The sequence below is a fragment of the Subsaximicrobium wynnwilliamsii genome, assembly GCF_007997225.1.
In the GTDB taxonomy this organism is placed as follows: domain Bacteria; phylum Bacteroidota; class Bacteroidia; order Flavobacteriales; family Flavobacteriaceae; genus Psychroserpens; species Psychroserpens wynnwilliamsii.
Genome location: NZ_VORM01000007.1, coordinates 90,014 through 112,264, shown reverse-complemented (window position 1 = coordinate 112,264; position 22,251 = coordinate 90,014). Strand labels below are relative to the sequence as shown.

Annotated in this window: 17 protein-coding genes; 7 read left to right on the top strand and 10 right to left on the bottom strand. The window is 39.5% G+C overall.

Annotated elements, in window-relative coordinates:
- Positions 1–163: 163 nt before the first annotated feature.
- From ESY88_RS08590 to ESY88_RS08575, 4 genes are read left to right on the top strand one after another with little or no spacing between them, the layout of a single operon-like run.
- Positions 164–1,036, top strand: coding sequence for a GNAT family N-acetyltransferase (locus ESY88_RS08590; RefSeq protein WP_189702557.1), 873 nt, complete (start codon positions 164–166; stop codon positions 1,034–1,036).
- On the top strand, positions 1,033–2,157 hold the full coding sequence (locus ESY88_RS08585) for a DegT/DnrJ/EryC1/StrS family aminotransferase (RefSeq protein WP_147086472.1): 1,125 nt from the start codon (positions 1,033–1,035) through the stop codon (positions 2,155–2,157). Before ESY88_RS08590 ends, ESY88_RS08585 begins: the two co-directional genes overlap by 4 nt.
- A complete protein-coding gene (locus tag ESY88_RS08580; protein ID WP_223270772.1) occupies positions 2,158–3,456 on the top strand; it encodes an O-antigen translocase in 1,299 nt (432 codons plus the stop codon).
- Positions 3,449–4,297, top strand: a complete 849-nt coding sequence (locus ESY88_RS08575) for a phytanoyl-CoA dioxygenase family protein (protein ID WP_147086473.1) — start codon at positions 3,449–3,451, stop codon at positions 4,295–4,297. Before ESY88_RS08580 ends, ESY88_RS08575 begins: the two co-directional genes overlap by 8 nt.
- A 177-nt stretch (positions 4,298–4,474) precedes the next feature.
- On the opposite strand, the gene ESY88_RS08570 is transcribed toward ESY88_RS08575, so the two are convergent.
- The gene (locus tag ESY88_RS08570; RefSeq protein WP_147086474.1) at positions 4,475–5,614 is read right to left on the bottom strand and encodes a glycosyltransferase; all 1,140 of its coding nucleotides are present in this window, start codon (positions 5,612–5,614) and stop codon (positions 4,475–4,477) included.
- A gap of 36 nt (positions 5,615–5,650) precedes the next feature.
- Here ESY88_RS08570 and ESY88_RS08565 point away from each other — a divergent pair, with 36 nt between their 5' ends.
- Positions 5,651–6,730, top strand: coding sequence for a glycosyltransferase (locus tag ESY88_RS08565; RefSeq protein WP_189702556.1), 1,080 nt, complete (start codon positions 5,651–5,653; stop codon positions 6,728–6,730).
- A 9-nt stretch (positions 6,731–6,739) separates the two neighbouring features.
- Positions 6,740–7,156, top strand: a complete 417-nt coding sequence (locus ESY88_RS08560) for a sugar 3,4-ketoisomerase (protein ID WP_147086476.1) — start codon at positions 6,740–6,742, stop codon at positions 7,154–7,156.
- Here ESY88_RS08560 and ESY88_RS08555 read toward each other — a convergent pair.
- The 4 genes from ESY88_RS08555 to ESY88_RS08540 all read right to left on the bottom strand — a co-directional run bounded on the left by ESY88_RS08555 (position 7,133) and on the right by ESY88_RS08540 (position 13,996).
- Positions 7,133–8,074 carry a glycosyltransferase family 2 protein gene (locus ESY88_RS08555; protein WP_147086477.1) on the bottom strand — a complete coding sequence of 314 codons (942 nt, stop codon included), beginning with the start codon at positions 8,072–8,074 and terminating at the stop codon, positions 7,133–7,135. The genes ESY88_RS08560 and ESY88_RS08555 overlap by 24 nt on opposite strands.
- Positions 8,071–8,961: a glycosyltransferase family 2 protein gene (locus ESY88_RS08550; RefSeq protein WP_147086478.1), complete on the bottom strand. Its 891-nt coding sequence runs from the start codon at positions 8,959–8,961 to the stop codon at positions 8,071–8,073. The genes ESY88_RS08555 and ESY88_RS08550 overlap by 4 nt, the downstream gene beginning before the upstream one ends.
- A gap of 211 nt (positions 8,962–9,172) precedes the next feature.
- Positions 9,173–10,894: a TonB-dependent receptor domain-containing protein gene (locus ESY88_RS08545; protein ID WP_147086479.1), complete on the bottom strand. Its 1,722-nt coding sequence runs from the start codon at positions 10,892–10,894 to the stop codon at positions 9,173–9,175.
- Between the two features lie 78 nt (positions 10,895–10,972).
- Positions 10,973–13,996, bottom strand: coding sequence for a tetratricopeptide repeat protein (locus ESY88_RS08540; protein WP_147086480.1), 3,024 nt, complete (start codon positions 13,994–13,996; stop codon positions 10,973–10,975).
- Between the two features lie 80 nt (positions 13,997–14,076).
- Here ESY88_RS08540 and ESY88_RS21695 point away from each other — a divergent pair, with 80 nt between their 5' ends.
- On the top strand, positions 14,077–14,205 hold the full coding sequence (locus ESY88_RS21695) for a hypothetical protein (protein ID WP_262713095.1): 129 nt from the start codon (positions 14,077–14,079) through the stop codon (positions 14,203–14,205).
- Between the two features lie 169 nt (positions 14,206–14,374).
- Here ESY88_RS21695 and ESY88_RS08535 read toward each other — a convergent pair whose 3' ends face one another.
- The 5 genes from ESY88_RS08535 to ESY88_RS08515 all read right to left on the bottom strand — a co-directional run bounded on the left by ESY88_RS08535 (position 14,375) and on the right by ESY88_RS08515 (position 22,077).
- Positions 14,375–14,746: a DoxX family protein gene (locus ESY88_RS08535; RefSeq protein ID WP_147086481.1), complete on the bottom strand. Its 372-nt coding sequence runs from the start codon at positions 14,744–14,746 to the stop codon at positions 14,375–14,377.
- 206 nt (positions 14,747–14,952) lie between these two features.
- The gene (locus ESY88_RS08530) at positions 14,953–17,364 is read right to left on the bottom strand and encodes an alpha-ketoacid dehydrogenase subunit alpha/beta (RefSeq protein WP_147086482.1); all 2,412 of its coding nucleotides are present in this window, start codon (positions 17,362–17,364) and stop codon (positions 14,953–14,955) included.
- A gap of 452 nt (positions 17,365–17,816) precedes the next feature.
- Entirely contained in the window at positions 17,817–20,654 is a 2,838-nt protein-coding gene (locus tag ESY88_RS08525) for a gluzincin family metallopeptidase (RefSeq protein WP_147086483.1), read from the bottom strand.
- Positions 20,655–21,098: 444 nt separating this feature from the next.
- The gene (locus ESY88_RS08520; RefSeq protein ID WP_147086484.1) at positions 21,099–21,788 is read right to left on the bottom strand and encodes an LOG family protein; all 690 of its coding nucleotides are present in this window, start codon (positions 21,786–21,788) and stop codon (positions 21,099–21,101) included.
- A gap of 121 nt (positions 21,789–21,909) precedes the next feature.
- Positions 21,910–22,077: a lmo0937 family membrane protein gene (locus ESY88_RS08515; RefSeq protein ID WP_147086485.1), complete on the bottom strand. Its 168-nt coding sequence runs from the start codon at positions 22,075–22,077 to the stop codon at positions 21,910–21,912.
- Positions 22,078–22,251: the final 174 nt, after the last annotated feature.

The following is a 22,251-nucleotide window of genomic DNA, read 5'->3' as shown; positions in this document are numbered from 1 at the left end:
AAAACAGAATATGCTCCCACTAAATTCTTATTTTTGAAGCGCTAATCCTTAATCCGTCCTTGCCATTTTCACTGTAAAAATATATCTGCCAGAACAGCATCGAGTTTGGAACGACTTTGCAGCTCAGGCTAAGAATGCGCCATTCTTGTTTCAGCGGGGTTTCATGGACTACCATAAAGACCGCTTTGAAGATTTTTCGTTGATGGTCTACCGTAACGGTAAATTGGTGGCGCTTTTGCCGGCAAATAGAGTGGAAGCAACGCTATACTCACACCAGGGCCTCACTTATGGCGGATTGCTGCTGAAAGAAACCACCAAATTCCGGGATGTTATTTTTATGTTTAAGTCCGTTTTAGAGTTTTTGTCGGCACAAGCCGTAGAAACCTTAGCGCTTAAATTATTGCCTTCCATGTATAGCGCACAACCGAACGATGAGCTGAACTACCTTCTGTTTTTAACCGAAGCCCAATTGACGCGACGCGATGCGCTTTCCGTTTTAAATATGAATAACCGACCAAAAATCTCAAGAAACCGAATGGAAGGCGTTTCGAGAGGGCAAAAATACAATTTGATTATAAGGGAAGTCGATAGTTTTGATGAGTTCTGGAATGCTATTCTTACGAAAAACCTTCAGCAGAAACACGCTGCAACGCCGGTGCATTCTTTGGAAGAAATTTCAGCATTGAAAAAAAGTTTTCCCAAGCAAATTCGTCAGTTCAACGTGTATCAGGACAATCAGATTGTTGCGGGAACCACTATTTTTGAAACCGAAACACTTGCCCATTCGCAATATATTTCAGGAAATGAAGACAAAAACACTTTGGGCAGCCTTGATTTTTTACATTGGCACTTAATCGAAGACGTCTTTAAGCATAAGGCTTTTTTCGATTTTGGTACGTCTAATGAACATCAGGGAAAAAAAATTAACGAAGGCCTCCAATATTGGAAGGAAGGTTTTGGGGCGCGAACCATTACCCAGGACTTTTATAGCGTAAACACAAAAAACCACAAGCTTTTAGATACCGTAATGCTATGATTCCGTTTTTGGATTTACATAAAATCAATGCACGATTTGAAGATGCTTTTACAGCTAAATTCAAATCCTTTCTAGATTCTGGTCATTATATTTTAGGTCAGGAGGTAGAAACCTTTGAGCAAAATTTAGCCAACTATTGTGGGAGCAGGCACTGCATTGGCGTGGCCAATGGGCTCGATGCCTTGACGCTTATTTTTAAAGCCTATCTGCAATTGGGCAAATTAGCAGAGGGCGATGAAGTACTCGTCCCTTCAAACACCTATATCGCCAGTATTTTGGCGGTCATCAATGCGGGATTAAAACCCGTGTTTGTAGAACCCGATGCGCAGACATTTAATATGGCGCCTTCGGAAATTGAGAAACACATAAGCCCAAAAACAAAAGTGATTTTAGTGGTGCATCTTTATGGGCAATTGGCCGATATGGACGTTATCAATAGGATTGCAAAAGAGCAGGATTTGCTAGTGGTGGAAGATGCGGCGCAGGCACATGGTGCGGTAGCAAATTCCAAAAACGAAATTCCAAATTCCAAAATGGAAAAGGCGGGGAATTTGGGGAATGCTGCTGGGTTTAGTTTTTATCCGTCCAAGAACCTTGGTGCTTTGGGCGATGCGGGTGCCATAACGACCAACGATGGGGCTTTGGCCATTGCGCTACGTTTGCTTCGGAATTATGGCAGCTCCAAAAAATATGTCAACAGTACATTAGGCGTTAATAGCAGGTTGGATGAGCTACAGGCTGCGTTTTTAAATATCAAATTGAAACAGTTGGATGCCGATAATGAAAGACGACGTGCTATTGCTAAACGTTACTCTTCAGAAGTGAAAAACGAAAAAATCAGTTTACCTTTTTATGACGGTTCAAATAACCATGTGTTTCATTTGTATGTCATTCAGGTAGAAGATAGAGCGCATTTTATTAAGCATTTGGAGACAGAAGGCATTGGTTATCTTATTCATTATCCCATTGCGCCACATCAACAAGAAGCGCTTTCAGCTTACCAACATTTGAGCTTGCCAATCGCTGAAAAACTACAGCAAACGGTTTTGAGTTTGCCCATGAGCCCAGTAATGAGTGAGATTGAAATCGAAACCGTGATTGCATCCATAAACCGATACTAAGTGATCAACCTAAAAGCCCTTATCAAAAAAAACACCATCTTAAAGATGACCTCGTTTAACGCGGTGGTTATTGTGATTAGGTTGGTGATTTCGTTTTTTATTATGCGTTTTTTGGCAGTGACTTTGGGTGAAGCGGGTATTGCAAAAATCGGTTCGCTCCGTAATGTGGTTCAAATTTTGACCAGTACCTCGTCTTTGGGGACTTTTAATGGGATCGTAAAATACGTCTCAGAAAATGAGCAAGATCAAAATCGAATCAGTAAATTATTTTCGGCTGTCTTTATTTTTGGCGTGATTGGATCGGTTTTGTCTGGTGCTATCTTGTTTTTTAGTGCAACATATCTTTCAGTCAATTTATTTGGAGACGACAGTTATGTGACTTTGATTAGATGTTTGGCATTTTTACCACCGATTATTGGATTGAACCGTATTTTTTACGGTGTCATCAATGGTTTGTCCGATTATAAAAAATACGCGAAGATTGAGCTGGTCTCTTATCTTTTTTCCGCAGCATTACTTTTGATTTTCCTCTATTCTTTCAGCTTAAAAGGCGTGTTGTTCTCTATTATTTTGACACCCATTTTAAGTTTTGCCGTTATTTTAATGTTTTTCTACAAAAGACTTAGAAGTTACATTCATCTTAATGAGCTGAGTTTTGATCTGTCTTTTGCCAAACCCTTATTGGCCTTTACCCTAATGTCTTTTATATCGAGTGTGTTGATTAATTACATTGAGCTTGATATTAGAACCACCATTACCAACCGAATCAACATTTCTGAAGCGGGCTATTGGACCGCCATAAACTATTTATCTAAGAATTACATGGTGTTCTCATCCAGCATTTTTACCTTATATGTGATTCCGAAATTTGCTAAAATCCATACTGGGGTTGCTTTTAAAAAGGAAGTTTTTCATATTTACAAAACCATTTTGCCCTTGTTTGGTTTGGGAATGTTGTTGGTGTATCTATTTCGAAATGTAATCATTCAACTTGTATTTCCTGGTTTTGATGGTTTAGAACCGCTTTTTAAATGGCAATTGCTGGGTGATTTCGTGCGCTTGGCAACCCTAGTGATTTCCTATCAGTTTTTAGCTAAGAAAATGGTTTGGAGTTTTGTCGTTACCGAGTTGATCTCACTCGGACTTTTTTACGGATTGTCGAAATATCTTGTAGATATTTATGGTGCAGAAGGTGTGGTTATGGCGCATTTTTACAGGTATGCGATATACTTCTTTATAGTCATATTCGCGGTTTGGAATTATTTTAAAAATCAAGATAAAAAACAGAAAGATGCATAAAACATGTGAACTTTTTTTAGACGGAGAATCTTACCAATTTGAGGTTGAAGGTCATTTTTTTTGGGGAGAGAATGAGCTTCTTTTTAAGGCAGAAGATAATGTGATTTCTAAAATGCCTTGGAAAGGTGAGGGTTATGCCGTAGTTGATGCATTTTCAGAAGCGGAATTTGAGCGTTTAAAGGCCTCAATTACTAAAAACATAACAGACGCGATTTCTGAAAGCTTGCCAGATTTTGAGCCCAAGAATTTCAAGCTGGAACATTACCACAAAATCGTCACAAGCAAGGAGCTGCATAATAAAGTGATTGACCGCACTCGAAATCTTGAAAACAAGGATTTTGATTTTGATATTGACGCACTAGCCAAGCGATTCGGAAAAATCTTAGGCTATGAGTTGACCTCTTGGGTTGAAGAATTGCAGAAATCCCATATTCAAATACGATTGAGCAGGCCAAACTCTCTGGATATTAATCCACCCCACAGAGATGGCTATTTGAGCTATTGGGAAAATATCATTAACGTTTGGATCCCTATTGTTGGTTGCGATAAAAATTCCTCATTGCCTGTATATCCCAAAAGCCATTTAATTCCTGAGCATCATATTTTGAGGACGGCAAGCAAGGGGGCAAAAATAAACGGCAATACTTACTATGTGCCTTGTGTCTTAGAAACAAAAGAGGGTAAAATTAAAATGATAAGACCAAATCCCTCTCAGGGTAAAGCTTTGATTTTTTCTCCATTCTTGATTCATGGGGCGGCCGTCAATAAAAACGAAGATGTCACAAGAATCGCATTGGAGTTACGGTTTCCTAAAGTGAGGAATGGACTTAAGATGAATTAAACTAAGCCCAAAGTGTTACAATGAAGAACAAAAAATTATATTTAAAGTTAGCAGTCTTGAAAAAATCGAAACCTAAAATCACCAAATTCTTCCGTTTTAAACAGTCCTATTTATTAAGTCACATTGAATGAGATTAGGTGTTGCGCACTCACAACAGTAATGATAAGACCGAAACTTTCAACTTCCCTGCCATTTGTCCAAATACTGTTGTGCACAAGTAACATGACCGTGTTCTTTTCTAACAAATTCTCGGGCGTTTTTCGAAATGTTGAGCAGCTCTTCTGGGTTTAAAATCAACCATTCCAATTTTTTTGCGATCGCTTCGGCATCGGGAAGGGCGTTAATAACGATGCTATCTTCGGGCACTCCGTAATACTCCAACCATTCGTGTTCCGCTCCTGAGAACACCACCTTGCCCTTGGCCATTGCTTCGAGTGCATTATAACCTTGATCGTAAGAGAATACTTGATCCAATAAAATATGAGCAGCGTCAAAAGCCTTGATATAGGTTGCATAAGGTACACTTTCAACCCTAATGATTTCTATTTTTTCTGAATGCTTAGCCTTTATTAACTCTAAGGCGGCTTCAAAAACATCATTCCCTTTTTTATAATAATTGTTTCTATTGATTCCGTGGAAAATAACGATTTTGTCTTTAATCTTTAATTCAGAAAACGGAATCTGATCTGTATTGATGGCATGAGGGATCATCCCTAAATGTTTTGGATGATCTTTGAGCGGAATGTAATAATCCAGGTCAGATGAAATAACACCGTCAATTTGGTTATAGATATGATCGTGTAATGCTTTGAAGGCTGGTGTTATGTATTTTAGCCCCAATGAAAAATTTGATTCTGCTAAACGATTTTCAAAAAAAGGAGTCAAAATGGAATATTTGAATTTCTTTTCCATAGCATATTGAACGCTTGGATAGTCTGTGCCGCAGGACAACAAAAAGGATTTGCCATTCCAGGAATTCAATAAATCAAAAATGGCTTTCTCGGTTTCGGGTTGACAAATAAATGAAGATTCACTTATGAACTGAACTATATCATAACCGCTCAACTTGGGCTTTAACTTTAGAATTTGATTTTTTACGCTATTGGAATACAGGTCTATCTTGAAAATTTTGAATAGAGCAGTTCTTGTTTTTTTTAAAAACCAACCTGAATACTTATGCTTAATTTCAAGATCCACATCAACCTTTTTAAAACCATCGCTCAAGCCAACAACCAATGCCTCGTGTCCCAATGCTACAAGGCCTTCTTTAATAAATTTATGAGACCTATTATATTCGCCCACCAATAGTACTTTCATTTAAACTATATTTGGCATAAAGATAATTATTTGAGAATGTCTGGCACGAAAAAGATCTGTATCGTAGTCACATCTTTAGCAAAAGGTGGTGCAGAGCGCTCTTCCGCTATGTTGTCAAAGATGCTTTCTCAATTGGGTCATGAGATGCATTTGGTGTCTATTGTAGATGCGATTGTATATGAATTTGAAGGTCAGCTTCTTAATTTAGGGGCTTCTGAAAACCCGTATCCAAATTTTTTGTCCAGGGTCAATAAATTCTTGGTTTTCAAAAAATACTTAAAGAAACATCGTTTTGATTATGTGATAGACAATCGATCAAGACCCGCTTTTATTCGGGAGATCATCGTGTCAAGATGGCTTTATAATCCCAAAACCACTATTTATTGCGTGCGTAGTTTTCATTTGGAGACTTATTTTATCAATCCTAATTTTTTAGCAAGATGGATTTATAAAGACGCGTTTAAAATAGTGGGTGTGGCTAAAGAGATTGGACTAGAGATTGAGAACACTTACAATTTGCAAAATGTGACGAGCATTTATAATCCCATAGAATCGCTTCCTAAGCCATCTCAAGAGAATCCAATTAATGGCGATTATATTTTATTCTACGGAAGGCTGGACGATAAGGTCAAGAATATAAGCTTACTACTTGAAGCCTACCGTATATCGCAACTTCCTAAAAATGATATTAAATTGATGATTCTTGGTGATGGAAAAGATCTTGAAAACATCAAGGAAAAAGTTAGACAATTGGATTTTAATGGAATGGTTGAATTTCAACCTTTTTTGGAAAGTCCGTTTAACTATGTAAAACATTCAAAGTTTACGGTATTGACCAGCCGCTATGAGGGATTCCCTCGAACGCTTATTGAATCTTTAGCGCTGGGAACTCCTGTGATTTCAGTAGATTGCCAGTCGGGACCTAAAGAAATCATTACTCATGAATATAATGGTCTTTTAGTAGAAAACCATAATCCCACAGCCTTGGCACATGCTATGAATCGATTTGTGAATGATGAACATTTGTATCAAACCTGCAAGCAAAACGCCAAAAAAAGTGTCGAAGCTTTTTCCATGGAAAACATTGCCAAACAATGGCAGGAATTACTAAATTGAAAACCTACAATGAAAACTACTTTAAAGCATATTAAATTTGTTGGTATCCCTAATGTCCACGACCAACGTGGTAAATTGGCGGTTATTGAGAAGCATGTTATTCCGTTCAAAATGCAGCGTATTTATTATCTCTTTGATGTGCCAAGCGACGCCTATCGAGGTGGCCATGCACACAAAATACAGGAATCTGTGGTAATTGCCTTAAGCGGAAGCTTCGAGGTTGTTATAAAAGATGGTAAGGATGAACAGCGCATTATGCTCAACAAGCCCGATAAAGGCTTGTATATTCCTACAGGCATCTGGCGGGAAATCGAGAACTTCTCTTCGGGATCAGTGTGTTTGGTCTTGGCTTCAACGGAATTTGAAGAAGCCGATTACATCCGGGATTACGAGGAATTTCTTTTATCTAAACGCGCTAAAATATAAGCCATATCCAATGAGTTGCTGTTGCGATTTCTTCAATAAATTCAATAGTGGTTTTGGCAATTTTAAGAGTAATCGTTGTTTCGCATTTAAATTATCAAGATTAATCTCAGCTTTTAGTTGTTTGAAAGTACTAGAGTCTCCTTGACATTTGCGCTCTATGGCCATTGAAAACCGGTTGTAATCCATGTATTTTTTTAAGCTTTTACTGGATTTTTCTGCCTCCTTAAATTTGTTCAATAACTTTAAGCGATCTACTCGATGCTTAGATTGCGACAAATGATGTTCCTGTCCCGTTAAAACGTGAATGGCACTAATGTTTTTTGAAAATGCAATGGGTTCGTTTAAAGCCACGCGCATCCAAAGATCAGTATCTTGACCAGATTTCAAATTTGTATCGAATACACCATAAGTTTTGAATACTATTTTTGGTATTGCAGTGGCAGAGGTCCAAGCGATCGCATCAATCAAACTATTTTCGAAATAATCTGGGACGATGCCTTCAAAATCGCTTTCTAATCCGTTGAATTTTGCGGCTACGATGTGCCTTCCTAAATAACTTTTTTCATAAGCTTTGCAATACATCCCGCAATTGGGGTAGGTTTGATAAAGCTGCTTTAAATTTTCCAAATGATGTGGGTACCACAAATCATCAGCATCTAAAAAGGCGATGAGTGGGGCTTTGGCTTTTTCTATGCCGAAATTACGAGCGTGTGAAACGCCTTTATTTTCCGTAGTAAAAATGGAGATACGTTTATCTTCAAACTTTTGGACTTCCAATAAACTATTATCGGTAGAGCCATCGTTTACAATAATGATCTCAAACTCCTTTAATGTTTGCTTAAAAACACTTTCCAAGGTTTGGGAAATCTCGTTGGCTTTGTTGTAAAGTGGGATAACAATCGAAAATAACGGACTCATAGCTTCAAATCTTGCTCACAAATGTAACCCAATTTATAATATTGCAAGAGTGTAATATTTGGACGAGCACTCAATAAATTGATCGTCAATTGCTTTTTGCTGCGTCTAAATGTCCAAGCAACATAGTGATTCAATTTACAATATTTGAGCCTTTCGAAGGTATTCAATAAACTGTTTTCGGTTTTTTTTAGTTTGCCTTCTTGATTCAACTTTAGTAAGTTGTCAACTGCTTCTTCCACCTTGTTGAGATACGTGGCATTTGGTTCTAATCCCAAATGGTAAACTTCATTATCTATATGGAAGACCTTGAAACTATTAGATTTTAATAGTGCGCCTAAATAAATGTCGTAACCATAACCTTTATATTCGATTTTGGAATTTAATTTTAAGAATATAGTCTTCCGAATCATAAAATTTGCCGTGACCAACATTTTATAAGGCTTCCGATTTCTTGCCGATGCAGGCACGTTTTCCTTGGCGTTTCCGTATTCCCATCGCAACATCAAATTGGATTCTGGCTTCTCAGGTTTATAGGTAATACCACCATAAATGGCATCATATTCAGAAGTAGTGAACTTTAAATAATTACTGATAAAATCTTCGGAAACTGGCATGACATCAGCATCCAAAAATATTAGCCAATCGTAATTTGCCCATATTGCCAAGGTTTGTCTGGTAGCGTCGCATCCAGCATTACGGTTGGAAATCTCATAAGTAGTATGCGGAAGTTGAACGATTTCAGCATTGATCTGACTCATTTCAGGGTCGGAAAAATCATCAATGCAGATAATTTCAAAGCGAATCGCAGCCAATGCCAATTGCTTGTGCAAGCGCGTGACTAATGCGCGTACATCGTAATTATAAACCGGGATAAGAACTGAGAGCATTTGGTTGGTCTTAAAATTTAAAGGTAAAAAAAAGTATTAAGTATTAAGTACGAAGTATGAAGACAACTTTACAACTTCACGGTTTCAGTCTCAGTCTAAAGTCGTCTAGACGATAAATAACAAAGAAATTAGATGTGCTTTTTAATATTTCTCCTAGAATCTTCAGTATAATATGAATTCAAAAGTTCCCCTTCGGGGGATTTAGGGGGGCTCAAAAATCAAACTGATACGTCGCTCCTGCCAAAAATTGAATGCCTTGCACCGGATAATTCAACCAGCGCTGGTAATTAGTTCCCACCAAATTATTGCCCTTAACGAAGGCTGAAAGTCGGTCGCTTATTTTGTAACCTGCATGCACGTTGGCATCAAAGTAGCTGTCCAACGTGACGGTTTGGGGTTGGTTCAAACTTAACTGCGGATTTCTGCCTTCCGAGATTTGGTCTTTGCGCTCGCCCACGAAAAACAGGTTGGCACCTGCAAACCAATGTGCATCGATTTGATAATCCATAAAAACGGAAGCCTTGAGATCTGGCAAGTTCCAAGCTTCCGCTTCGCTATCGGTACTGTAGGCAAAAAAGGCGGCTTTGGCACCGAGTTTAAAGTTGCGGTTAAGGTCCACGTTCAATTCGCCTTCAAAAGAGAAGGTTTTAAGGTCATCGTAAACGACTCCGAAGGAATTGCCAAATTGATAATTCTTGCGCTCTGTGAGTAAATCTGGATTCGCCTTGAACAAGGCTCTGTTGTTTTCCGATAGGTAATGTCCCGTAACGATATAGCTCATGCTGTTGGACAATTTCCCCTTGATGCCTGCGGAAACGTCATAGGATTGATCGGTGGGTTGTACGAATAGGGTAGGTGCTACGAAGCGGTTTTCATCGGCAAAACCGAAGTAGGAATTTTGTTGCAATCCGCCCTCAATACCGCCAAAGCCAATTAATAGTTCATCAACCAAGCGATAGCTTGCAGTTACATTCGGATAGAAATGCAACTTGCTCTGGCTAGCTTCCGTATCATTAAAATAGACCAATCTAACCCCTAGATTCAAGGTCAAATCATCTTGGATAAATTGATAGCTCGGTGCGACGCCTAATTGGAAGTTGCCGTAGTTCAATTCGGTTTCAGAAAAATAAGTATGGTCAAAACCACCGCTGAGGTAATCGATGTTTACTTCTGTAGTAATGGTTTGGTCGTTCACGGGCACATCAAATTCCGAAGTGACCAAAAAGCGATTTTCTGCGGAATTCCTGCTGTCACCAAAACGTCTGAACAATACGGTTGCCTTATTGAAAATCCCATCCTCAAAATCGATATTGCCTCCAATGTTGGCATTGTAAAATGAATGGCCAACATCAAAAAACGGAAGCGTTTGGTCTGGCAGTCCGTACCAATTGTAACGCTGCAGTTCGTAACCACCTTCAAGTTTCCAAGTAAAATCCCGCTGTTGTTGGGTGTAATTGGCGCCCAATTCGGTTTCTCGAAAATTGTTATCGTAATTGATGCCATCGATATCACCTTGAGAAGAATGATGGCTAAAATAACCGCCAACACGCTCGTTTCGGCTCAATTGATGGTTGAGATACACCTCGCCAAGAATTGTGGCGTAAGTGCCTAAGCCCACCGAGGCGTAATTATCGTAAAGTTTTACAGATTTCTCCTTGTTCACGCCCGCAGCTTTACCCTTGGCAGGTGTGAATGTGGAAGCCACAGGAATCGAGAAAATGTTGTATTTGATGTCCTTTTTCTTCAAGTTCGTGGAATCGTTCAAATTAGGCGTTTCCTTAATCTTGAAAGCATCAGAAATGGTTGGTGTGTAGGCCTTGACCACATTGACCGTTTCGGTATCTATGCTGTCTTTCTCACGTTCTTGGGCGAAGGTGGTAGCGCTAACTACTAAAATAAGGGCTAAGAGTTTATGCTGGAGTCTGTTTGGCATCTGTTTTAATTCAATGTTCAAAGTTCAAGATTCAAGGTTGTGGTTGCGGTTGTAATTTGGAATTTGTTTTTTTGGAATTTAGTCGTTCTCCGTTTGTACTGAGGCATTGGTTTTTGCTTCTTCGGTCTTGATTTTGCTCAATTCTTGCTGTGCTTCGGTAACGACCTCCTCAAATTCAGTAAAGTTGGAAATCACACTTTCCAAAATATAGGTGGCTTGAAACGCATCTTTCAAGGCGTAAAAGTTTTTCGCCATGAGCACCAGACCTTTGGCGCTGTAATATTTATAGCTGCTATAATCTTTGGCCAGCTTTTGTACTGCGGTATTGGAAGCTTCAAAGTCGGCCTCCTTATTTTTGAAGTAGGCGTTGTAGTACAGGGCTTCCGCAGCTAAGGCACCCGTAGCGATTTTCTCTACTTTGGCATAGGCGTCCTTGGCTTTGCTTGGGTTGTTCGTTTTTATGGCCGAGCGCGCAATGATGATCTGTGCATCACTTTTGACCTTGTTATCGATTTTAGAGTTTTGCAGCGCTTTTTCTGCATAGGTCACTGCTTGGTTGTAATCGTTCAATTGGTAATAGGCATTCATCAAATTGGATTGCGCGTAGGTCACGTTTTGCGGATAATCAGCTTCCGTTTCCAAACGCTTCAATAGCGCTATGGCGTTTTTCCATTCCGACTTGTTCAAGTAGATATTAGATAATTTAACGATGGCCTGCTCGGTAAACTCGCCTCTGCTTGCTTTCACGACAGCTTCATAATGTGGTTTTGCGTTTTCTGGAAGTTGTTTTTTGTTGTACAATTCCGCTAAATAAAAATGGGATTTCGTAGCATGGATGCCGTTGGGAAACTCATTGATGTATTTATTGAACTGCTTGATGGCAGCATCGGTATTGTCGTCCAGATACTGTTTTTCGGCAGCGAGGTAAGCGGTATTGTCTAATTCGGAATCACTCACATTCACGAAATCCAAGGTTTTTACCCAAGTGGCATACTCATCAACCCGTCCCAAATCGATGTAAATCAAACGCGCCGTGGAGACCGCTTGATTGGCGTCTTCGGTATTGGGAAAATCGCTGGCCACTTTCTTGAATTTTGTCAATGCCTTTTCGTTGTCGTTGCTATTGTAAAACGATAAACCTTGTCGCAACAGGGCTTTCGAGACAAAAACACTTGAAGGATATTCTGCATTTAAACGGTCGTACAGCGCCAAGGCCTTGTCGTTTTGATTGGTTTTTATATACGAATTTGCCAATTCATACATGGCATCGTCCCGTAAAGCAGATTTTGGAAAATTATGGATAAAGGCGTTGAGTTCTTTCATTTTGGTATCGCCTTCACCTGTAAATCCGTAACTCACTGCTTTTTGGAAGGTCGCATAATCGGCTTCCACCTTGTTGAGCGCAATGGCTTTTTCATAGGCTTTGATGGCGTCTTTGTAATCGCTAGACACAAAATGACCGTCTGCCAAACGCAGGTAGGCATCGTTGAGTCGCAGTTGGTCTTTGGTCTTGGAATTGACAAAACTTTGGAAATGGGTCACAGATTTGCTATAATTTTTCAGCTTAAAATAAGTGTAACCTAAATTGTAGTCGAGGTTCTTGAATTCCTCTGCTTCGGAAGCTTCGCCATTCTGGGCAAATTGCTTAAAGCCTATGAGTGCATCGTTGAAATTACTGAGGATGAAATCGGTCTCTGCTTTCCAAAATGTAGCTCTTGTCGTAAAGATTGGTGTTTTAGCTTCTTTCATCGCTTTCTCAAAGAACGAGCGCGCTTCGTTATAATCGCCTTCATTGTAAAGTTCAATACCTCTAAAAAAAGCGACTTTTTGAAAGGCGACCCGGTTTTCGAAACTGTTTTTGTTTTCCAAAAGTTTGAGCGCTTCCTTGTAGTTTTTTGAAGTGATGTAGGAATCAATAAGTAAGGTTTCTACCTCATCTTTGAATTGGGTATTGGGGTATTTGGTCAAGTAACTGGTCAATACCTGTGGTACGGATTGGTAAGGGTTTCCAATCTCGTAACTAATTTTGGCATAATTTAAATAGGCATCCTCTTGGATTTTAAGATCATAATCCATTTGAGAGGCATTTCGAAAAGCGTTTAAGGCTTCCTGTTTCTTGTTGAGGTTGATGTAGCTTTCGCCCAAATGGTAATAGGCATTTTGTGCCACGCTGTTGTCACCACCAATGATCTTGTTGAATTCTGAAATCGCTTTTTCAAAATCGTTTTGTTTGTAATAGGCGTAACCCAGTTGGTAATAATCGGTGTTGTTCCATTTGCCCTTTTTGCCTTTGTATTCCTTGAGATACGGAATCGCCTCATCGTATTTTTGAAGGTTGAAATAACTCTCACCAATGATTTTTGAAAGTTCCGATTTCTCTTGCGGACTCCCTTTTACCGTCTGTGCTTTGGCCAATTGAATGGCTTCCTCGAACTTGCCCAATTTGAAGTTTAAATCGGCTTGGTAATAAGACAGTTTTTCCTTGTATTTTTCTTGGTCGCTTACTTGATCAAAATAAGTATTGGCCTTTTCATAATCGTCACCTTCATAAGCCATAAAGCCAATGTAATACTTGGCTTGGGAACCATACTCGGTGGAGGTTGTGACTCGGTTTAAATATTTTTGGGCGGCAGTTTCATCCTTTGTGGCATATAAGCTATAGCCATAATTGAAGTTGAAACGGTCACGTTCAGACCTGGCGATGCTATTTTCATCGACCTTATCGTACCATTTTCTAGCATAGGCATATTTGCCATTCGCGAAATAATAATCGGCCACGTCCAAAAACGCGGTATTGCGTTTGGTGCTGGTTGGGTAATCATTTACAAAATCTTCAATAAGCGCATCGGCGTTTTGCTGATTCAAGCGCACTGCACAGTTGGCAATATAATAGGCGCAGTCAGATTCCAACGTTTTGTTGGGCGCGTCTTCCTTGATGTTTTCAAAGAGCGATTGTGCCGCTTGGTATTGTTTGTTGTTGTATAGCGTTAGTGCTTTTTGGTAGTCTACCAATTCGTTGGTATAGGTTGCTGATTGTTGTGCAAAACTGAAATTATTCAGCATAAAGAAACACAATGTGAAGAAGATTGTTCTGATTGCCATTAAGCCCGATTTTTTGTTAACGAACCCATTGGGATGAGTTCAAGGTCAAAGATAATTTATCTCTTAGCATAACGAAAAAATTGGCAGATAATTATGAAGGGAGGGGGAATGAAGTTGAAATGGAAGTTGAAGTTGAAGTTGAAGTTGAAGTTGAAGATGAAGATGAAGATGAAGATGAAGATGAAGATGAAGATGAAGATGAAGATTAAGATGAAGATGAAAATCTCGCAGATCTGCCTGCCGGCAGGGGCGCAAAGTGCAACGCTATATAAAAAGCGGTTGAAATTTAATTCAAGTCCATTTGTTAAATTGTAGATGATTTTGTTGTCTTAATACTTAGTACTCCCTACTTAATACTATTATACCGAGACTGAGAACTCACTTTCTATCCACCGAAAACTTTCCAGGTCCGGCCAAGAAAATCACGATAAAAGCAATTAGATACAACAAGGCCATTTCTTTTTTCGCCAATGGATCGGCGGCATGCACCATAAAAGCGGCGACTGCCATGGTTATGATTGAAGGAATCGCTGCCCACTTGGTCTTAAGACCAATGATGATTAAAATAGGGGCAAGGACTTCACCAATCAAGGCTAAAATCAAGGAGCCGGTGCCGCCAATTCCCAAAGGATCTGGAAAACCTGAAGCATCGGTAAGCATGCTAACTTTAGGGATGCCATGGGTTAGCATTAGGCCTCCAAAGCCAACGCGTAAAATCAATAGCGCTAAATCGTTGAAATTCTTATTCATATTATAGTTAAGATGGGTTGGTGGTCAAAAATACACTATTTTTCGAGTTGTCTAGTTTCAGAAAAATCTTTACAAATTTGATTTTTTATCAGATTTAGGTAGCTATTTCCGAAACATTGAATTTCAACGTTATCTTCTCCCGACAGTTATCGGAATCAAATTCAAATTCTCCCGATAAGTTATCGGGATTGATTTTGGATTCATCTTTATCTCAATTTCGGAAAATCATTAGGATTTACTTCGTGCATGACCTCATAAACCGCTTCAAACATATCCTCTGCGGAAGGTTTTGAGAAATAATCGCCATCAGTACCATAAGCGGGACGATGTGGTTTTGCAGTTAATGTTTTAGGTTTGCTGTCTAAATAGCGATACGCATTTTGTTTATTGAGAATAGCATCCAGCAAATACGCTGAAGCACCTCCAGGCACATCTTCGTCAATAATCATCAAGCGATTGGTTTTGGCCACACTCTTAACGATATCATGGTTGATATCTAAGGGTAACAGGGATTGTACGTCAATCACTTCCGCATCGATGCCAACTTGCAAAAGATCCTTGGCAGTTTGAGTTACCATATTCAAGGTAGACCCGTAGGAGACCAAAGTAATGTCTGTACCTTCCTTAACGGTTTCAACAACACCAATTGGGGTTTTAAAACGTCCTATATTATTCGGCATTTTTTCTTTGAGACGGTAACCATTTAGACATTCGATAATGATAGCAGGTTCATCGCCTTCTAATATGGTGTTGTAAAAACCGGCAGCCTTGGTCATGTTTCTAGGTACCAAGACGTGAACGCCTCTTACAAGATTAATAATGCCACCCAATTGTGACCCAGAATGCCAGATGCCTTCCAAACGGTGCCCACGGGTTCTTATAATCAATGGTGCTTTTTGCATCCCTTTGGTACGGTAATGCAGGGTCGCTAAATCATCACTAATGATTTGTAATGCGTATAAAATATAATCGAGATATTGTATTTCGGCAATGGGTCTCAAGCCTCGCATGGCCAAGCCAATGCCTTGTCCTAGAATGGTTGCTTCCCTAATGCCAACATCTGCCACGCGAAGTTCGCCGTATTTTTCCTGAAGGCCTTCTAGCCCTTGGTTGACATCCCCAATATTACCTGCATCCTCACCAAATACCATGGCATGCGGGTAGGTATTGAAAATCGCATCAAAATTATCCCGAATTATGATTCTACCATCAACATCTTCCGCATTGTCGTTATAGGTTGGTTTTGTGCCTGCAATATTCAAGGCCGCTTTTTCGGAGCTGCTGTGTAAATGTGAGCTGTATTTAGGCTGAAGGCTTGCTATATAAGCAGAGATCCAATCTTGTAATTTTGTTTTTTCGGCGGAAGTTTCGTTGAGCACATAGCGCAAGGTCTTTCTAGCAGTCGATAGAATATCACGTCTTATGGGTGCATCAATACTCGTTAAATCGGAAATATACTTGTCTATAAAGGCCTTATTTGCACTTGTGTTTGCTAAAGCTTTCAGTAATTTAACGGCTTCTGCCCGGTCTTTTACAATGGGATCCAAATAGGCGTCCCATGCTGCTTTTTTGCCTTCTCTAACTTTTTTCTTGATGTTTTTGTCTAAGGTGTCCAATTCCTCTTCAGTGCCTATGTTGTTTTCAATCATCCAATGGCGCATCTTAAGGTTGCAATCGTGTTTGGCTTCCCAATCTAAGCGCTCCTTGTTCTTGTAGCGTTCGTGTGAACCAGATGTGGAATGCCCTTGTGGTTGGGTCAATTCCTGCACGTGAATCAATACGGGAACATGCTCTTCGCGCGCAATTTTTTCAGCAGTCTCATAAGTGTTTACCAGCGCTGTATAATCCCAACCTTTCACACGTAGGATTTCATAGCCATTGCCATGCTCATCACGTTGAAAGCCTTTTAATATTTCTGAGATGTTTTCTTTTGTGGTTTGGTGTTTGGCGTGTACCGAAATACCGTAATCGTCATCCCAAATGCTAATGACCATGGGGACTTGAAGCACACCTGCTGCGTTGATGGTCTCAAAAAACAGACCTTCACTGGTACTGGCATTGCCTATGGTTCCCCAGGCGATTTCATTGCCATCGTTGGAGAATTTTGTGGTATCGATGCCTTTGACGTTTCTGTATATTTTTGAAGCCTGTGCCAGACCCAAAAGTCTCGGCATTTGGCCAGCAGTAGGGGAAATGTCGGCACTGGAGTTGCGTTGTTCGGTCAAATTTTTCCAAACGCCGTTTTCATCCAAACTGTGGGTGCCGAAGTGACCGCCCATTTGACGTCCAGCACTCATAGGATCGGCATCAATGGACGCATGACCATATAAGCCAGCGAAAAATTGCTCAATGTTGAGCTCATCAATGGCCATCATAAAGGTTTGATCCCGGTAGTAGCCAGAACGAAAATCGCCATTTTTGAAAACTTTTGCCCAGGCCAATTGCGGAACTTCCTTCCCATCACCGAAGATGCCAAATTTAGCCTTGCCTGTCAAAACTTCGCGACGACCCAAAAGACTACATTCCCTGCTGGTGACAGCAATCTTATAGTCGTTTAAAATTTCGCTCTTGAAATCTTCAAAAGTGATGTCTTCGGTAGTCTTGAGTTTTGTGGACATGGTGTGGATTCTTGTTTGCAAATTTAACTAATCTTTACAGATTCTACAACCTTGTGAAATGTTATAGAACCGACAAAATAGTAAGAATAAGTCGGTTTTTCATGATTACGCTTGCGAATTCTCAATTATTGAATATAATGTTAAGAATATCTTAATGATTTTTGAGTACGAAGAACGAAGTGTAAACTACAGATAACAGATAACAGGGAACAGGGAACAAAGAACAAAGACTTGATGGAGCGAGTCGATGCGCATTTTACTGAAACCAGAAATTTTTGCTGTTGGATGGAACTTAAAGAATTGAAAATTCTCAGAACCAAATGCTAAGAATTTTGAACTTTCAGAACATAAAGACCCTTCAGTTGAAAACCGATTAACAATACCGCCCTTCAATTAGTTGAAATCTAGTCTTAATACTTGATACTAAAAGCACAGCGTTCTTAATTCCATTTTCAATACCATTTTCTGCGGAATAGCCCCAACAAGGCCCCAGGATCTAAAGTGAATTTAATACGTATTTTCTGGTCGTAATTGGGCTGTCCAATTTCCCAACCTAAGTTGGAGTAGATAGGGAAATAAAGTTCAAAATAATCGGTTACCAAATCGAGCTTGATGCCAGAATCATAAACAAACGCCGGGTTGTCGCCTTTGCTTTTTACCAAACCAATGTCGCCATAACCTTCGATGTATTTCCAAATGGTGGTGCTGGCGTTTCCGGTGACCATCCATTGGTTGGCAAATGGCGTTTCAAGCCTTGATTTGAAACCCCCTTCTGCAATGATAATTTGCTGACTGAAGATTCCAGAATCTTCCGAGCGCCCTAAATAATTGTAATCAAACAAATAATCGGTTGGCCGGTCTAATGCAAAGCTGAAATAATTGGAACTTAAATCGGTATTGTTGTATAAAAATGTGCCTGCGAAAAAACGAAGGTTTAATTGACGGTTGCTTTCTGATAGTTTACGATATTCATAATTGATGGCGACTTTACCAAATTTTTGAGCAAATTGCACATCGTAATACCATTTTGAGAAATTGACCAATCCAGGATCCGATTTGACGAATCTAATATTGAGCACGCTATAATCAGGTTCATCCAAATCCTCAATAATGGCATTTTCGCCAATGGTTCTGGAAATGCTCAAATAACGAAAATTCAAATAACTGGACTCATTAGACCTAAAGTCGTCCTTGTTGCGAAAGCCAAAACTGAGGCTGGGTGTAAATACCGTAACGAAAGCGTCTTCCGCGAAAGCGTTATATTTTCCACCAAAACCATAATTTATATAATAAAGACTGGTGTTCTCTACATTGTGGGTGAAAGACACAGATCCTCCACCCGTTAAGGATTTGGATTTTGTGGCGTACTGGGGAGAAAGTTTATAGTTCAAACGTTTCCGCAGTAAGGTTTTATTGTAAAATTTCGCGCCTAAGGTAAGTCCGTCATAAATATTGTTGAATTCGACCAAGGGCATCAAGAATACTTGGTTGTAATATGGGTCTTCGATATCTTGGATCACCCGAAATTGAAAGGGTTTGTTGTTAAACGGAAAGCCTTTGAGCGATTTGTAATTATCCCGAAGGTTGAGTTCTGGGATGCTGTTGTCAAAATTGAGCGCTAATCGATCAATGCTATCTCGGGCAATGGTAATGGTCTTTTTATGGTCTATGTTCTCAATCCAGGTTTTGGATAAAATGGAATCATTATTTAATGCAAAAAGTGAGACTGGCATGCTGTTGTCTCGCTTATTGTGAATGGTTAAGGTCACAGAATCCTTGGTTTTTTTGAGGTCTTGGATTTTGTAATCTAACTTCTTACTCGTGGCCACATAATCTGTGAAGAACCAATTGACGTCTTTAGGGGTGTTCTTTTTGAGTTGGTTTTCAAACTTTTTAGAACTTGTGATTTCAACCTTGTTGTTTTTCAAAAAATCTGAAATAGTGCCTTCTACCACTTCAGAATTCACAAAATCATCTAGGTAACGCAGCCCAATCCCAGCTTTGTATTTGTTGGCGATGTTGGCATTGAATTTTATGAGCGAATCCTTAGACATGGTCAATGGTTGGTCACGGTTGGTGCGCACCATTTGCATGTAGAACAGGTTGAACTGGTCGTTATATTCTAAATCGGCCGCGTGAAAGGAGCGGATGCCCCAGATATCGGCCAAGGTGCCTATAAGTTTAGTGTCGGGATAAAAACCTTCCACATACTTCATGAGGTAATAGATTTGAACGCCATCGCGCAACCAATAATCTTTTCTGGGGTTAATGAGCAGTGTGTTTTCCAGGTAATTGTTCAAAGCGGTTTTGAGTAGTTTCAGCTCATACTGGAAACGGTCTGGAAAGGGACGTATAAAATCGGGCAGCTGATTTAAGCCATAAAGCGGGTCTTTTTTATAATCGTTTTTGGTGATCAATAAACGCTTGTGTGGGTAAGTGCCAAGATTTTCAGTGATAAATTGCGTGATTTTATCAGTGGCCAAAGCTTTTTCCTCTATGGAGATTCCTTTGGTGGCCATATTTGAAACGATCGTGAAATCATCGGTCTGCACGAATTTGTATTCTGAAAATTTACTGAGGATCAAGCTCGTGTTAACGCGTTGCTTCCCAGATAGTTTGTAAGTCTGGCGCAGAATGGTTTGTTGGATATCTTCAGTATCAAGCTCAGAAATCAACTGATATTCCAAAGGAAAAGAGATTTCGAGATTAATATCTGAAGGCGGGATATAGAGATCATCCAGGTTTTTGTTGCTATAGGTTTGCCAAGCTCCATCGTAAACCGCAGGGGTAAGGTACCAATATTTAAGATGGTAATTGTTGAGGTCGTCAACACCATAACCTGTAAAGGTGGCATCTGGCACAACAACGGTATAATTTAAAAAGAGCTCATAAAAGCCATTGGGGGCCAGCGGTGTTTGCAGCGCTACCTTAATCACGTCTGGATGCTCCCTTTCACTAGAATAATCTAGGCTGTTCCCGAGGCTATCTTTTAAAACGGTCAGCACCGTGTAGCCGCGTTGATCACTTTTTGCAAAATGAAACTTGTCGTTGAATTCTTCTGTGAATCGTTCGGCTAACGGTGTTTTTTTGGTGGCGTAGGCGCTATTCCAATCATTGAGGTAAATAAAGTTGAGCGTATCATTAGACGTATTTTCATACCTGATTTTCTGAGCTATCTGAATGGTTTTCTTAGAAACATCAAAATCGGCTTTAAGGTCGATACGGTTTTGAGCGCCCACAACGGACGAGCAAATGAACACGGTAATAATGAGGGCAAACTTGAGTTTCAATGCGCTTTTAAAAGATTTAAAGGATTCTGTTTTTGATTTTGCATGGCAATGTAATATAATCTCTTCGCTTAAGAAGATGTATTAACATATCTATGTAACGAAATTTTGCTGGCTTTGGTTTTTACAGGTAAATAAAAATGCGGGTTGGTTTTGGTCAAGGGTAGTAGCTTCAAATGCTCTTAACAAGAGTTTTTTGTACGTTAATTTTTTTCACTTCTGAATTATTCATCTCATCAAAAACCATTGTCTACGCTAAGCAGATCCCGTTGTTAGACCTCAATTGAGAATGTTGGCATATAACGGAAGACTCTAGTTTAAGAATAAAAGACAGATCAACTTGAACACGATAGTTCCACATCGGAGTTGCTTTTAAGCTTGTTCACAGGCATCGAGTTTTGGCGATGATCTTTTAGAACTCACGACAACATAGAAACGGACTTGGTTTTAGAAGTTCGGACTCAATCCGTATTCTTTATAGAAATCGTCTAGAATGGTTATAATTTCATCGGCTGTATCCACGACATGTATAAGCTCAAGATCCTTGGCGCTCACGTTATTGTTCGCTTCCAAAAGTGTGCTTTTTACCCAATCCATTAAACCGTTCCAAAAATCGCTACCCACTAAAATGATAGGGAATTTTTCAATCTTGTTGGTTTGGATGAGCGTGATCGCTTCAAAGAGTTCGTCAAGCGTGCCAAAGCCTCCAGGCATAACCACGAAGCCTTGCGAATATTTCACGAACATGACTTTTCTTACAAAGAAGTAATCAAAATCAAGACTTTTATCGCTATCAATATACGGGTTGTCATGCTGTTCAAAAGGCAAATCGATATTTAGTCCTACGGAAGTTCCTCCGGCGATGTGCGCACCTTTATTTCCAGCTTCCATGATGCCTGGTCCGCCGCCCGTGATGACACCATAACCGTGCTCAACGATTTTAGTGGCCACTTCCTCAGCCAGTTTGTAATATTTATGGTCGGGTTTGGTCCTTGCAGAACCGAATATTGAAACGCAGGGTCCAATCTTGCTCAGCTTCTCGTAACCATTGACAAATTCGCCCATGATCTTAAAGATTGCCCAAGAATCATTGGTTTTTATAAGGTTCCACGCTTTGCTCTGTTGTTCTTTTCTCATTATAATAAGGATTGTTAAAGTCTATGCAAAGTGGCAAATTTAAGCAGATTGTATTGAATAGGCACAAAAAAAGGCAAGCTATCTAAAGCTCACCTTATTAATTTTAAAGTTTAGTTTCTTATTACATTGCACTGCGTCCTGAAATGATATTGTACAGGATAATAATTACCGCAATGACCAATAAAATGTAAATTAAATTACTCGATCCCAGACCAGGGATAACGCCTAATAATCCGAGTAGCCAAACTATTATACAAACAGCGGCCACTAACCATAGAATACTTCTCATAATTGATCGTTTTTAATGTTAGAGACCAAGGTAGCAAAATAAATTTAACATTTGCACATTATTAGTATTTGAACAAAAAAATTATTTAAAAAAGGACATTTTAACTGAATTATTCTAAAAATTTTAAGAATTCAACTTAAATAATGTTTCAAACAACAATTACAAGACATTGGG